12 protein-coding genes are annotated in these 14,481 nt (G+C 64.3%); 8 read left to right on the top strand and 4 right to left on the bottom strand.

Translation table 11 applies throughout. The annotated features are described in order from the left end of the window. Positions 1-3 precede the first annotated feature (3 nt). From HMPREF3157_RS05490 to HMPREF3157_RS05480, 3 genes are all read left to right on the top strand, one after another. The gene (locus HMPREF3157_RS05490; protein WP_061212024.1) at positions 4-1,413 is read left to right on the top strand and encodes an ATP-binding protein; all 1,410 of its coding nucleotides are present in this window, start codon (positions 4-6) and stop codon (positions 1,411-1,413) included. Beyond that, on the top strand, positions 1,406-2,071 hold the full coding sequence (locus tag HMPREF3157_RS05485; protein WP_061212023.1) for a LuxR C-terminal-related transcriptional regulator: 666 nt from the start codon (positions 1,406-1,408) through the stop codon (positions 2,069-2,071). The genes HMPREF3157_RS05490 and HMPREF3157_RS05485 overlap by 8 nt, the downstream gene beginning before the upstream one ends. 61 nt (positions 2,072-2,132) lie before the next feature. Beyond that, positions 2,133-2,408: a 2Fe-2S iron-sulfur cluster-binding protein gene (locus HMPREF3157_RS05480; protein WP_061212022.1), complete on the top strand. Its 276-nt coding sequence runs from the start codon at positions 2,133-2,135 to the stop codon at positions 2,406-2,408. Between the two features lie 7 nt (positions 2,409-2,415). Here the strand turns inward: HMPREF3157_RS05480 and HMPREF3157_RS10790 are convergent, their stop codons facing one another. The 4 genes from HMPREF3157_RS10790 to HMPREF3157_RS05465 are packed head-to-tail and all read right to left on the bottom strand — an operon-like array spanning position 2,416 to position 6,149. After that, positions 2,416-3,444, bottom strand: a complete 1,029-nt coding sequence (locus HMPREF3157_RS10790) for an ABC transporter ATP-binding protein (RefSeq protein WP_245630671.1) — start codon at positions 3,442-3,444, stop codon at positions 2,416-2,418. 28 nt (positions 3,445-3,472) lie between these two features. Continuing rightward, entirely contained in the window at positions 3,473-4,063 is a 591-nt protein-coding gene (locus HMPREF3157_RS10785) for an ABC transporter transmembrane domain-containing protein (RefSeq protein WP_246816532.1), read from the bottom strand. After that, positions 4,060-4,842 (bottom strand): SDR family oxidoreductase, encoded by a 783-nt coding sequence (locus HMPREF3157_RS05470; RefSeq protein ID WP_070435765.1) that lies wholly within the window; start codon positions 4,840-4,842, stop codon positions 4,060-4,062. The genes HMPREF3157_RS10785 and HMPREF3157_RS05470 overlap by 4 nt, the downstream gene beginning before the upstream one ends. Next, entirely contained in the window at positions 4,842-6,149 is a 1,308-nt protein-coding gene (locus tag HMPREF3157_RS05465) for a PAS domain-containing protein (RefSeq protein WP_070435764.1), read from the bottom strand. Before HMPREF3157_RS05465 ends, HMPREF3157_RS05470 begins: the two co-directional genes overlap by 1 nt. 201 nt (positions 6,150-6,350) lie before the next feature. Between HMPREF3157_RS05465 and valS the strand changes: the two genes are divergently transcribed. The 5 genes from valS (at position 6,351) to HMPREF3157_RS05440 (ending at position 14,429) form a co-directional block, all read left to right on the top strand. After that, a complete protein-coding gene (gene valS / locus HMPREF3157_RS05460) occupies positions 6,351-9,023 on the top strand; it encodes a valine--tRNA ligase (RefSeq protein ID WP_070435763.1) in 2,673 nt (890 codons plus the stop codon). A 266-nt stretch (positions 9,024-9,289) separates the two neighbouring features. Next, positions 9,290-10,507, top strand: a complete 1,218-nt coding sequence (locus tag HMPREF3157_RS05455; protein WP_016663086.1) for a sarcosine oxidase subunit beta family protein — start codon at positions 9,290-9,292, stop codon at positions 10,505-10,507. A 25-nt stretch (positions 10,508-10,532) separates the two neighbouring features. Continuing rightward, positions 10,533-10,850: a sarcosine oxidase subunit delta gene (locus tag HMPREF3157_RS05450; protein ID WP_016663087.1), complete on the top strand. Its 318-nt coding sequence runs from the start codon at positions 10,533-10,535 to the stop codon at positions 10,848-10,850. 2 nt (positions 10,851-10,852) lie between these two features. Then, the gene (locus tag HMPREF3157_RS05445; protein WP_070435762.1) at positions 10,853-13,822 is read left to right on the top strand and encodes a 2Fe-2S iron-sulfur cluster-binding protein; all 2,970 of its coding nucleotides are present in this window, start codon (positions 10,853-10,855) and stop codon (positions 13,820-13,822) included. After that, a complete protein-coding gene (locus HMPREF3157_RS05440; RefSeq protein WP_016663089.1) occupies positions 13,815-14,429 on the top strand; it encodes a sarcosine oxidase subunit gamma in 615 nt (204 codons plus the stop codon). Before HMPREF3157_RS05445 ends, HMPREF3157_RS05440 begins: the two co-directional genes overlap by 8 nt. Positions 14,430-14,481 lie beyond the last annotated feature (52 nt).

Raw genomic sequence — 14,481 nt, 5'->3', positions numbered from 1 at the left:
CGCATGAGTGAACTCCTCCAACCGACCGCGCACGCGTGGACACGCGAGCGCGTCGGTGCGGAACTCACAGGCGTGTGCGCGGCACTCGCGAACGCCATGGGGATCCCGGTCGCCGCCGTGCGCACATTCTTCGCGCTCGGCGGCCTCGCGCTCGCGTGCGTGCTCCCCGCGACACTCCTTCTTGACCTCACACCGCTGGCCCTCTACGCGCTTCTCGGCATTGGCGGGAGCGTGATGCTCGTGTACGTCCTCGCGTGGTGGGCCCTTCCGCTCGACCGCGAGCACGAACGCGAAGTTCTCGCCGAACTGTCGAGCGCTCCCGTCAGAGGCAAGCCTGCTCTTCGGCAGGCAGCGCTTCCTCTCGAGGGCGGCCACACGCCGTTTGGCACCGCCGTGCGGTGGGCGATCCTCGCAGGAATCGTGGGGGCCTCCGTCGCGATCGTCAGCGTCGGAGTGCTTCCGGCGCTCCTGCCAGATATCGACATCCAGGCACCCCTCGCGATCGGCGCGGGCATCCTCGCGGCCGGTATCGCCCTCGGCACGCTGCCACTCTCGAGCGTCGACACGGCTCGCTGGACGGGAAGGGTCTCGAACCTTCCTCTAGCCGTGACGGGCGCGGTCGTTGTTGGCGGTCTCCTCCTCGTGGGAGGCGCACTCGTGATCGTCGGGGCCCTCCTCGGGGTGCGCGCGATGGGAATCACCGCCGCCGCGACCCTCTTTTCACTCGCCCTCGCCGCGATTCTCGTCGTGCCTTGGACGCGACGCCTGTGGGCAGGCATGCGCGAGGAATCCCGCGAGCGCGCACTCGCAGACCACCAGGCGGAAATCGCCTCGCACCTTCACGACTCGGTGCTCCAAACACTCACCGTGATCCAGCGCGAGTCCACACCTCCCGAGCGCATGAAACATCTCGCGCGCCAGCAGGAAGTCGAGCTCCGCCGCTGGCTCTACGGGAACATCACCCCCGGCTCCGCGCCGCCCTACGCCACGCCACGGACTGCGGCAGCTCCGCCGCAGAGCCTTCGCGAGGCAGTCACCCGCACCGCCGAAGAGGCGGAACGCGCACACGAGGTCCCGATCGAAGTTGTATGCGTCGGCGATGCACCGTTCGTGGACGGCTATCAACCACTCCTTCTCGCGCTTCGCGAGGCCACGAGCAACGCCGCGCGACACGGCAAGGTGGGGGTGCAGGTGTTCCTCGACGCGACAGGCGAGAACATCGAGGTTTTCGTGCGTGATCGCGGCGAGGGCTTCGACATGAGTGCCATCCCTGAAGGGCGTCTCGGGGTGCGCGAGTCTATCCTTGGACGCATGGCCCGCGCCGGAGGCTTCGCGAGCGTGCGAGGCGCGATCGGCGGCGGCTGCGAAGTATCACTCGTGCTTGAGAGACAGGACAACCAACGCCATGGCTGAGAACATTCGCGTGCTCGTGGTCGATGACCACCGCATTTTCGCGTCGGGTGTGAGTGAAGAGCTCAGCAGGCTCGGCGGCATCGAAATCGTCGACATTGCCCTCACCGTCGAGGAGGCAATCGACAAGGCCCGCGAGCTGCGCCCGGACGTGGTTTTGCTCGACGTTCACCTGCCCGGAGGGGGCGGAGGCGGCGGCGCGGAGGTCGCCGAAGCTCTCGAATCCCTCACAACCGAATCTGGCGAACCGGTGCGCTGCCTCGCCCTCTCGGTCTCGGACGCCGAGGTTGACGTGATCGCCGTGATCCGCGCGGGCGCGCGCGGCTATGTCACGAAGTCCACGACGGGCGAAGAGCTCGCCGCAGCACTCCACAAAATCGCTGAAGGCGACGCGGTGTTCTCGCCTCGCCTCGCAGGATTCGTGCTCGATGCATTCCGTGGCGTTGCGCCGTCCATGCCCAGCGAGATGGATCTTTTGAGCCCGCGCGAGCAAGAGGTCATGAAGCTTATTGCGCGCGGTCATACATACCGCGAGGCTGCTTCGGCGCTGTTCATTTCGGATCGCACGATCGAGACCCACGTCTCCAACGTGCTCAAGAAGCTTCAGCTCACAAATCGCTACGAGCTCTCCCGCTGGGCGCGTGAGAAGCGAGTGATCTAGCGGCGTGTGTCATGCTTGAGTGCGTTGATCCCTCACGATGTCTCGAAGCAAGGAGTTTTCCGTGGGTCTCTTTGACAAGGAACCGTTCACCGCAACCGCCACTAAGTCCAACGTGACCGTCGAGGTTGGCGAGGATACGTCTCTTCTCCAGGCGCTCCTCGATGCTGGTGTTCCTATGAAGTATTCGTGCGAAGGCGGCACGTGCGGATCGTGCGTCGTGCCGCTCGTGAGCGGCGAAGTCGAGTACGAGAACGAGTACCTCGAAGAGGACGAACACGGCACGCGCATCGCGTGCTGTGTGGATCGCGGCGTGGGCCACATCGAAGTCGAGGCCTGAACCAAACCTAGGACCGGCGCTCGCCGGTGGCGAGGCGGCTGAATTCTCCGCCGGCGGCAAGCAGTTCGTCGTAGGTGCCGCGTTCGCATATGCGCCCGCTCTTGACGACGAGAATCTGATCGGCGTCGCGCACCGTTGAAAGCCTGTGCGCGATCGAGATGGTCGTGCGTCCCTCGCTGAGGGACCGCAGTGCTCCACCCATGGCACGCTCGGTCACCGTATCGAGCGCGCTCGTTGCCTCGTCGAGTACAAGAATGGGCGGGTCGCGAAGGATGGTACGTGCGATCGCGAGTCTCTGCTTTTCGCCTCCCGAAAAGCGGTAGCCCCGCTCCCCCACCACCGTGTCGTAGCCGTTCGGAAGCGACTCGATGTGCGCGTGGATCTGTGCAATCTCGCACGCGGCAATCATGTCGGCCTCGCTCGCCTCAGGCATCACAAACCGCAGGTTCTCCGCAATGCTCGCGTGAAGCAGGTAGGTCTCTTGCGTGACCACTCCGACGGCGCCCGCGAGCGCGTCGAGCTTGAGCTCGCGCACGTCGATGCCGTCGATACGGATTCGCCCCTCGCTCACGTCGTAGAGGCGTGAGAGGAGATATCCGAGAGTCGTTTTGCCGCTTCCAGTGCTGCCAACGAGGGCGATGTGCGCCCCGCACGGGACCTCGAAGGAGACGTCCTCGATCGTCGCTTTTCGTGCGCTCGGGTACGTGAATGTCACGCCCTCGAAGCTGATGTGCCCGCGCGCCCGCCCGCCGGGAAATGTCCGTGCATTCGCGGCTTCTTTGATGGGGATGTCGAGGTCGAGATACTCGAACACTCGCGTGAATAGTGCGAGGCTCGCGCGAACCTGGGTGGCGACGCGCAGGAGCGTGTTGAGCTGAGGAAAGAGTGTTGTTTGCATCGCGACGAACGCGACGAGGGTGCCGATCGTCAGGTCGCCGAGGCCCTTGATAAAGAGCACCCCGCCGAGGAGGTAGGTGAGGGCGGGAATAACCCACAGGAGCACCGAGTAGAGGCCCTGCATCCAGCGGCCCGCCATTTCCGATTCAACTTCGAGCCTCGAGAGGTCACGAGATTCGGCGTCGAACGCGTCGATTCAGAACGGAGGCGATGGGTGTGGTGACGAGCGAGAACAGGAAGAGCCGCCAGTCCATGGCGATCATCGCGAGGGCGCTCATGAGGATCGTCGCGCTCGCGGAGACGATTTGGGTGGCCACGTTCGTGACGACGGACTGCATGGCGCCGATGTCGTTGAAAATCCGCGATTGGATTTCCCCCGTGCGGGTCGAGGTAAAAAAGGGCAGTCCCATGCGCTGGAGGTGGGCGAACACTCGCACGCGAAGGTCGTGCATGATCGCCTGCCCCACTCGTGTGGAGAGGAAAGACTGGAGCACGCTGAAAACCGCGCCCGCAGCATAAACGGCGATCATGCCGAGCGCGCACCACGTGAGCAGAGCGATGTTGCCTTCGGGCAGGGCAACATCGACGATCTCGCGCACGAGAAACGGCGAGAGCACTCCCGTGATTGCGCCAAGCGCGATGAGCGCAAGCACGAGTGCGAGGGTCGCCCTGTGCGGGGAAAAGAGCGCGAGAATGCGCCTGGTCTCGACCTTTTGGCCGTCGTTGAGCCCCGTATCGGGAAGCTCGAGCGGCCTCACGCGGAGCGAATGAGCTTGTGCTGAGCGGCTTGCGCGAGCGGCCGCAGGGTCACGAGATCGAGGTTCACGTGGTGCGGGAGCTTCACGGAATACGCGATGACATCCGCGACGTCGTCGGCAGTGAGTGGCTTTTCAACGCCTTCGTAGACCTTGTCGGCGGCAGCTTGATCGCCGCCGAGGCGCGTGAGGCTGAATTCCTCGGTGTGCACGAGCCCCGGGGCGATTTCGATGACCCGGATCGGTTTGCCGGCGAGTTCAAGGCGGAGCGCCGCGGCGATCATGTGTTCGCCCGCTTTCGCGGCGTTGTAGCCGGAGCCGCCTTCATAGGCCGCCTGGCTCGCCGTCGAGGTCAGGAACACGACGTCGCCGTGCCCGCTTGCTTCAAGGGCCGGAAGGAGCGCCTTCGTGACACGGCCCGAGCCAATCACGTTGGACCGGAACATCCCCTCCCACTTGTCGAAGGCTGCATCGGCGACCTGCTCGATGCCGAGTGCACCACCGGCGATATTGCACAGGGACGTGAGCACTCCGCCGAACTCGCGCTCGACGTAGTCGGCAACGCGCGCGACATCCTCGTCGACGCTAACGTCGCACGGCAGCACATCAAACTTTTCGGGATCGTTCACCATGCGGGCGAGGTCTTCGAGTCGCTCGCGCCGACGCGCGATCGCGAGAACTCGATACCCTTCCTCATAGAGACGAAGCGCCGTAGCGCGCCCGATTCCGGAGCTCGCGCCGGTGACAACCGCTGTTCGAGGACCTCGTGAGTTCATGTCCATCACACCTCCGTGTGCTCAAGAGCATCGAGGAGCTGCTCGCGCATGCGCTCGAGAGGCTCCGCATCATATTCGGCATCAAAATCGCTCAAGGCCTTTTCGAGGCGTTCAAGCCGGGAAAGGGCGACGTCGGCATCGATGACCGACTGGCTGAAGTGGGGCTCAAGTGCCTCGGCGCGCGCGGAAAGGTCGGTGCCTTTCGCGAAGGACTCATCGAGGAACTCGTCTACGAGCTCGCGCCTCTCGCGCATTTTCGCGCTCACGCTACTGATCGACGTGCGGGCACGGCCGATCGCGACGTGGAGCGAACCGATGTGCTGCAGCATGACGTCAAGGTCCGCAAGAAGTGCGGCGACGAGGTCGCGGATCGCACTATTAGCTTCGGCACGCGCGGCACTCTCTTCGATTTCGAAGCGCTCGTCCGCGAATTGAGTGACCATCGCGGACTGGAGCCGCGCGAGGGAAATCTGGAACTGGGTCTCGCGCGAAAGCGCCGCGAGGGTCGAAAGCTCGCCCGTGAGAGAGCTGAGGCGGGGACGCAGGGCGTTGTCGCTCGAATCCCACAGCCCGAGCTCGGCTGCTGCCTGGAGGTCGATGTCTTTGCGAATACGGCGCAAAACCGAGTCGGTGTAGCCCGCGATCGTCTCGAGAGTTTCCTGATCGAACGACAGCACGCTGACCTCGGCGTGAATGCCGAGGGCGGCGCGCACGATGAGGTCAATCGTGTTCGTGACAACCATGCCGAGGCTGCCCTCAAGCGCCTCTTCGCGCATCATCACTTCACGCAAAAGCGCCTTGCGCTGGAACACCTCATAGCCGTCATAGCCGAGATCACGCACGGCATTATCAACGAGCTTTGCTCCAACGCCCGCAACCTCGCGAGCACTCCTTCCCTGCTCGCGCAGCTTGTTTTCCTCGGCAACGATCACGGCATAGGCCTCGAACACGTCGTCAAAGGTCGCGCTGCTCATGGGTTTTGAGCGCACGGAAAGGTACCCGCCTTCGGGAAGAGGAGTGACCGTAGCAAACACGTCGTAGTGGCTACCGTCGGACGAAAGATTACGAATGTACCCCGCGAACGGCTGGCCCTTTTCGACGGAATCCCACAGGAGCCGGAAGACGCCCGAGGGCATATCGGGGTGGCGGATGATGTTGTGCGGGGCGCCCTTGAGTTGGCTTGCCTCGTATCGCGAAAGCCGCACGAACACGTCGTTGGCCTTGTCGATGTGGCCGCGTTCGTCGGTCGTCGAGAAGAACAGCTCACCCGCCTCGAACTCGAGTTCGTGGCCTGTGGGGTCGGGGCGCTTCATGGGGACCTTCCGCTCGTGTGCGTCGTGGGGAGCCGGGGCGCTGGAGGATCCGACGCCGGCTCGCCCCTATAGTACGCGGCATCTAGGGACCTACCTGGCACAAAGGGCCCTACGCGAAGGGGCATGTTCAGTGCTTGTCGTTGGGGCATCTCACGCCCCCGTAGCACCACCGATGCGTGCATGCGTGAAACAATGAGGCACATGAGCGAAAACAGCCACGACGCAGGTCACGACTCGACCGCCGCACCGATGAGCCCCTCGATTCCCGACCGCCCAAGCCTCGACGGTCTCGAGAGCAAATGGGACACGTGCTGGGAGAACGCGAAGGTCTACGCGTTTAACCGAGACACAAGTCGCGAGAAGGTCTTCTCGATCGACACTCCCCCGCCCACAGCCTCGGGCTCGCTGCACATCGGTCACGTGTTTGCGTACACCCAGGCCGACATCCTCGCGCGCTACAACCGCATGATCGGCAAGGATGTGTTCTACCCGATGGGCTGGGACGACAACGGCCTGCCCACCGAGCGCCGCGTGCAAAACTACTTCGGCGTTCGCTGCGATCCGACCCTCCCCTACGTGGAGAACTTCGAACCGCCTCACCGCGGCGGAAACGCGAAGACCGCGAAGCCTCAAAACCAGATGCCGATCAGCCGCAAGAACTTCATCGAGCTGTGCCTCGAGCTCACAACGGAAGATGAGAAGGCCTTCGAGCACACCTTCCGCACCCTCGGCCTTTCGGTGGATTGGAACTTGCGCTACCAGACCATCGACGACAACTCGCGCGCCGTGAGCCAGAAGGCATTCCTCACGCATCTGAAGAACGGCCAGGCCTATCAGGCCGAGGCCCCGACCCCGTGGGACGTCACGTTCCGTACCGCGGTTGCGCAGGCCGAGCAGGAGGACCACGATCGCGAGGGCGCGTACCACCGCCTGGGCTTCACGCGCGCCGATAACGGCGAGAAGGTGTTCATCGAGACGACTCGCCCGGAGCTTCTTCCCGCGTGTGTCGCGCTCGTCGCGCATCCCGACGATGAGCGCTACAAGCCGCTGTTCGGCACGACGGTGCTCTCGCCTCTGTTCGAGGTCGAGGTGCCCGTTCTCGCGCACCCGCTCGCACAGGCCGATAAGGGCGCGGGCATCGCGATGATCTGTACGTTCGGCGATGCGACCGACGTGATTTGGTGGCGTGAACTCGACCTTCCCACGCGAGCCGTGATCGGCCGCGACGGCCGATTCCTCGAGGACGCCCCGTGGATCACGAGCGAGGCCGGTCGCGAGCGGTACGCCGAACTCGCGGGTCTCACCGTGTTCAGCGCGCAAAAGCGCGTGGTCGAGATGGTCACCGAGACGGGCGACATGGTGGGCGAGCCGAAGAAGATCACCCACCCGGTCAAGTTTTACGAAAAGGGCGATAAGCCACTCGAGTACGTCACGAGCCGCCAGTGGTATATCACGAACGGTGGGCGCGATGAGGCCGACGGCACTTTGCGCACGGCGCTGCTCAAGCGTGGCGAGGAACTCACCTGGTATCCGGGATTCATGGCCTCGCGCTACCGCAATTGGGTCGAGAACCTCACGGGCGACTGGCTCGTGAGCCGCCAGCGCTACTTCGGCGTGCCGATCCCCGTGTGGTACGGCCTCGATGCGAAGGGCGAGATCGACTACGACCGCGTGCTCATTCCTTCCGAGGATCGCCTTCCCGTGGATCCCACCCTCGATGCGCCGGAAGGCTTCGACGAGTCTCAGCGCGATGAGCCGAACGGCTTCACGGCCGACCCGGATGTGTTCGACACGTGGGCGACGAGCTCGCTCACGCCGCTCCTCGCGACCGGCTGGCTCGATGACCCGGATCTCTTCGGCAAGGTCTACCCGATGGATCTTCGCCCGCAGGGTCACGACATCATCCGTACGTGGTTGTTCAGCACGGTCGTGCGTTCGCATCTTCTCACCGATTCGCTTCCGTGGACGGGCGCGAGCATCAACGGCTGGATCCTCGACCCGGACCGCAAGAAGATGTCAAAGTCGAAAGGCAATGTCGTGACGCCGATCGACCTTCTCGAAAAGTACGGTTCGGATGGCGTGCGCTACTGGGCGGCACGCGCCCGCCAGGGAGCGGACACGGCGTTCGAAGAGGGCCAGATGAAGATCGGCCGGCGCCTCGCGATCAAGGTTCTCAACGCCTCGAAGTTTGCGCTCGGCTTTGGCGAAGTGGCGTCGGACCCGGAGGGCACCCTTCCTGCGGACCCAGCCGCTGTCACCGAGCCGCTCGACCGCGCGATGCTCGCCTCCCTCGCGAGCGTCGTGGATCAGGCGAGCGCGGCGATGTCGAAACTCGACTACGCGCGTGCGATCGAGGTCATCGAGCCGTTCTTCTGGACGTTCTGTGATGACTACATTGAGCTCGTGAAGAATCGCGCACACGGTGCGGCTGGCGAAGGCCCCGCAGCCTCGGCTCGCGCGGCTCTCACGATTGCGCTCGAGACCCTGCTGCGCCTTTTCGCGCCGTACCTCCCGTTTGCCACCGACGAGGTGTGGAGCTGGTGGCGCGAAGGCTCGGTTCACGAGCAGGCATGGCCCACCTCGGCGCCTCTCGCCAAGGCCGCAGCCGGCCAGGACGAATCGCTCCTGCGCGTGGTGAGCGAGGCCATCATTTCGGTGCGCAAGGTCAAGAGCGACGCGAAGGTCTCGCAAAAGACTCCGATGCTGCAGGCGAATCTCGCGCTTCCCGAAGGTGCACTCGCCGAGTTCGAGAGCGTGCGCTTCGACGTGTGCGCGCTCGGCTCAATCGAGGAGCTCACGCTTGAGCCCTCGACCGACGGCGCGATCACGCTGTCGAAGGTCGAGCTCGGCGAGCCGCCCGCGAAGAAGAAGTAGGCGCGCACAGGCCGCAACACGCAGCCGATCATCGCAAGAGCCCCGAGGGGCACGGTAGGTCTTCACACCGCCGTGGTTCTCGGGGCCCTTTCGAGCGAGCAGACCGCCCCCGCCTGCGCCCCCACCTAGATCTGAGTTGTCATTATCGCAACCTCGTTGCGTTTATCGCTTGACTGTCTCGTGGTCTACTTCTAGGATCGACACCACTACCTTCCGTGGAAATGACGCCCAGTCGTTTTCTCAATGACGAGAACCTAGGAGGCCCCGTGGCGGAAGAACTGCCCCAACACCCCGATTTCCTGTGGGATAACCCGGACCCGAAGAAAACCTACGACGCGATCGTCGTGGGCGGCGGCGGACACGGACTCGCCACCGCGTATTACCTCGCAAAAAATCACGGGATGACCAACATCGCCCTTCTTGAAAAAGGGTGGCTCGCGGGCGGCAACATGGCCCGCAACACCACGATCATCCGGTCGAACTACCTGTGGAACGAATCCGCCGCGATCTACGAGCACGCGATGAAGTTGTGGGAGGGCCTCACCGAGGAGCTCGAGTACGAGATGTTCTTTTCGCAGCGCGGCGTGCTCAATCTTGCGCACACGCTCGGCGACGTGCGCGAATCGGTGCGAAGGGTCGAGGCGAACAAGCTCAACGGCGTGGACGCCGAATGGCTCACACCCGAGCAGGTCAAAGAAGTGTGCCCGATCCTCAACATCAGCGACAACGTGCGATACCCGGTTATGGGCGCGACCTACCAGCCGCGCGCGGGCATCGCGAAACACGATTGGGTGGCATGGGGCTACGCGCGCAAGTGCAACGAGCTCGGCGTCGACATCATTCAAAACTGCGAGGTCACGAAGGTTCTGTCCGACGGTGACCGCGCGATCGGTGTCGAGACCACTCGCGGGAAGATCCTCGCCCCCAAAATCGCCCTCGCGGCAGCAGGGCACACGACCACCCTCACAGATCAACTCGGGGTGCGCGTACCCACGCAGTCGCATCCGCTCCAGGCACTCGTCTCGGAGCTTTTTGAGCCGGTTCACCCCACGGTCGTCATGAGCAACCACGTGCACATGTACGTATCGCAGGCTCATAAGGGCGAGCTCGTCATGGGTGCGGGAATCGATCAATACAACGGCTACGGCCAGCGCGGGTCGTTCCACGTGGTCTCCGAGCAAATTGCCGCGGCGATCGAACTATTCCCCGTGTTCTCTCGTGCACATCTGCTGCGCACATGGGGCGGGATCGTGGATGTCACGCTCGATGCTTCCCCCATCATGTCCCTGTGTGACGTCGAAGGCGTGTACATCAACTGCGGCTGGGGCACGGGCGGCTTCAAGGCTACCCCCGCATGCGGATGGGCGTTTGCGTATACGGTCGCGAACGATCGCCCCCACGAACTCAATGAACCGTTCTCGCTCGAACGCTTTACGACCGGCCACCTGATCGACGAGCACGGCGCCGCTGCCGTCGCTCACTAACCCCTCCGCGAAAGGAAGACCAACGATGCTTCTTCTCACGTGCCCCCACTGCGGTGACCGCGACGAAATCGAGTTTCACTACGGCGGCGAGGCTCACGTGGCCCACCCCGAAAAAACCGCGGAATTGACCGATACCGAATGGGCCCACTACCTGTTCTACCGCTCGAACCCCAAAGGCGAGTACGCCGAGCGATGGCTGCACACGGGCGGCTGCCGAAAGTGGTTCAATGCCCTGCGCGACACGGCGACCCATGAGTTCCTCGCGTTCTATCCGGCGGGCGAGAAACGCCCCGAGCTGCACGGCGGCGACGAGGCCGCCCACACGATGGGAGAGACCAAGTGAGCATGCGACTATCCCCCGAGCATTCCCCTCGGTACGGCCTCGCGGACAGTGAACCCTTCTCGATCACGGTTGACGGTGTGGAGATCGAGGCATACGACGGCGACACGGTTGCCTCCGCGCTCATCGCCTCGGGCCGGATCCACACGGCCGAATCGATGTACCGACACCGACCGCGCGGCATCCTCGCCGCGGGCATCGAGGAGCCAAACGGACTCATCACGGTGCGCTCACGCGACGCGCACGATATCGACGAAACAATGCTGCCGGTGACAACCGTCCCGGCTACGCCGGGCCTCGAGACTCTGTTTGTTTCAGGGCAGGGCGCCCTCGATCCGCGTCCCGACCCGGCCCTCTACGACCACAAACACCGCCACGTGGACGTGCTCATCGTGGGCGCGGGCCCCGCCGGCATCGCCGCGGCGCGCTCGGCCCTCGCCGGCCAATGCAGGGTCGCGCTCCTCGACGATCAGCCCCTTCCCGGCGGTTCACTTCTTTCCACACGCGATGTCGAAATCGATGGTCTCAGCGGCCCCGAATGGGCACGCACTGAAATCGAGAAGCTCGAAAAGAACAGCGACTTCACCTACCTTCCGCGCACGAGCGCGTTCGGCTGCTACGACGCGAACTACGTGATCGCGGTCGAAAACCGCACCGATCACCTTCCACGCGCCAAGCGCCCCGGAGTGTCGCGCCAGCGCATGTGGCAGTTCCGCGCCGCGGAGGTCATTCTCGCGACCGGCGCCATTGAACGACCGCTCGTGTTCAAAAACAACGACCGACCGGGCATCATGCTCGCCTCCGCCGTGAGCACCTACATCAACCGCTACGGCGCTCTGCCGGGCCACCGAGCGGCACTGTTCACCACCAATGACGCGGGCTATGAGAGCGCGCTCGACCTCGCGGCGGCAGGGGCGAAGGTCGCCGCGATCATCGACGCACGCCCAAGCGTGCCCGAGCACTGCAGGAAAATCGCGCGCGAGGTGGGAGCAGCCCTCTACGCGGGCTCCGCCGTGATTGATACCGACGCGGGCGAGGGCGGGCTCCTGAGCGCCGTCACGGTGCGCGGCCTCAACGACAACACTGAGCTCACGAGCGAGGCAAAACACATCGAGGTCGACCTCCTCGCCGTCTCGGGCGGATACAGCCCCACCGTGCACCTCCACACCCACCGCCAGGGAAAAACCACGTGGAACACGGACATCGCGGGCTTCGTGCCCGTCTCCCCCGTTTCCCACCAACACCACGCGGGCGCCCTCACCGGGAAGTATTCCCTCGAGGATGCGCTCGAAGAAGGTCACCGCGCAGGTATCGAGGCCCGCGAGAAGGCTGCCGAAGCGAAAGGCTTCAACGCCGGGAAACTGAAGCGCGAGGTTGCCGAGGCAGCCGTCGGAACCTCACTGCCCCTTGACCGCTCTCCCGTGCGGCCCGTGTGGCTCGTACCCGCCAACGACGGCGACGCAGCCGAGTGGAACGAGCACTTCGTGGATCTCCAGCGTGACCAGGCCGTCGCTGAAATTATGCGCGCCTACGGTGCGGGCATGCGCAGCATCGAGCACATCAAGCGCTACACGTCGATTGGCACTGCGAACGATCAGGGCAAAACCTCAGGCGTAAACGCAATGGCGATCCTCGCGGCCGCGCTCGGCGAAGATAATCTCGAGAAGGTCGGCGTCTCAAACTACCGCGCGCCCTATACGCCCGTGCCGTTTGGGGTCATCGCGGGCCGCGAGCGCGGCGACCTCTTCGACCCAGCACGCCTCACGTCGATTCACCCGTGGCACCTCGCCCACGGCGCGAAGTTCGAGGACGTGGGCCAGTGGAAGCGCCCCTGGTACTACCCGCAGGGAGCGGAATCGATGGACGCCGCGGTGCGCCGCGAGTGCGCGGCGGTCCGTGAATCCGTCGGCTTCATGGACGGCACCACGCTCGGCAAGATCGAGATTCGCGGGAAGGACGCAGCGGAATTCCTCGATCGCGTGTACACGAACTCGTTCCGCCTGCTCAAGGTCGGCATGGGACGCTATGGCGTGATGTGTACGCCCGACGGGATGATCTTTGATGATGGCGTGACGATGAGGCTCGCGGACGATCGCTTCCTCATGACGACCACCTCGTCGGGTGCCGCGAAGGTTCTCGACCACCTCGAAGAATACTCGCAAACGGAGTGGCCCGAGCTCGACGTGACATTCACGTCGGTGACCGAGCAGTACGCGACGATCACGGTCGCCGGCCCGAAGTCGCGTGCGGTCATCGAGAAACTCGTGCCGAACATCGACGTTTCCGCCAAGGGCTTCCCGTTCATGGCGTTTCGCGACACGACCCTCGCAAGCGGCATCCCCGCGCGCGTATGCCGCATCTCGTTCTCGGGGGAGCTCTGCTTCGAGATCAATGTCGAGGCTTTCTACGGGCTCTACGTGTGGGAGGCCGTCGAGGAAGCTGGCCGCGAGTTTGGCATCACCCCCTACGGGACGGAAACGATGCACGTGCTGCGTGCCGAGAAGGGCTTCATCATTGTCGGTCAGGATACGGATGGCACGGTTACCCCGCAGGACGCGGGAATGGACTGGGTCGTGTCGAAAAAGAAGGAGGAGTTCCTCGGTAAGCGCTCCTTCGCTCGCGCCCACACCGCTGCTCCGGGTCGGCGCCACCTCGTGAGTGTTCTTCCAGTCGATCGCCGGCTGCGCCTTCGCGAGGGCGCGCAGCTCGTCGAAAAGGGAACGGACCTCACGGTTCGCGATGCGGATGTGACGACTCCGCTCTTGCCCGGCAACGGGCAAATCGAGGATATCGGCTTCGTGACGTCGAGCTACGACTCGGTGGCGCTGGGCCGCACGTTCGCTCTCGCGCTCATCGAACGTGGCCGTGAGCGCGAAGGCGAAATCATCTCGAGCCCCGTCGACGGCCGCCTCGTCGACGTAGAAATCGGGCCCCTGTGTCTTTTTGATCCGGAAGGAGAGCGCCGCGATGGCTAACGCTCAGTTGAAAGAATTTCGCCGCACGCCCGCCGCGCACCTTGCGGGCGCGATGGAGGCGGCGCGTGTCGTCGGCCCGCGTTCCGTGGCACTTCGGGAGCTAGATTCACCGCTGCAAGCAGGGCTTCGCGCGAAGCCGGGGAGCGAAAGCGCACGTGCACTTGAGAGCGTGCTCGGCTTTGCACTTCCCGCGCGGGTTGGCGAGGTCGCGGGAAGGTCCGACGCCGGCCACGTTCTGTGGCTCTCGCCCGACGAGTTCCTGTACGTCGATCCCTCCGACACGTCCCAGGCCGCCGTCGCTGACCTCGAGGCCTCTCTCGAAGGATTGCCGGGGCACGCCGTGGATCTTTCCGCGAACCGCACCGTGTTTGAGCTTTCGGGCCGCGCCAGCGAGGAGCTTCTCGAGAAGGGCTGCAACGCGGATCTACACCCGCGTGAGTTCCCAGCGGGCCGCGCGATCGCGACCCAGCTCGCGCACGTGCCGATCCTCTTGCACCGCGTGGACCAGAGCGTATGGCGGCTCTTCCCTCGCGCGAGCTTCGCCGATTTCGTGGCGCGGTGGATTATGGATGCGATGACCGAGTATCGCCAAAGCGACGTTCTCTAGAGCGCCGCTCACAGCAACCGGGCCGCTTGGCGCACTCAGCGCCGGGCGGCCC

Origin of the sequence: Dermabacter sp. HMSC06F07, from assembly GCF_001807345.1 — a bacterium.
Taxonomy (GTDB): Bacteria; Actinomycetota; Actinomycetes; order Actinomycetales; family Dermabacteraceae; genus Dermabacter; species Dermabacter hominis.
The sequence above is the reverse complement of the archived record's forward strand: the minus strand, read 5'-3'. Positions and strand labels throughout refer to the sequence as shown.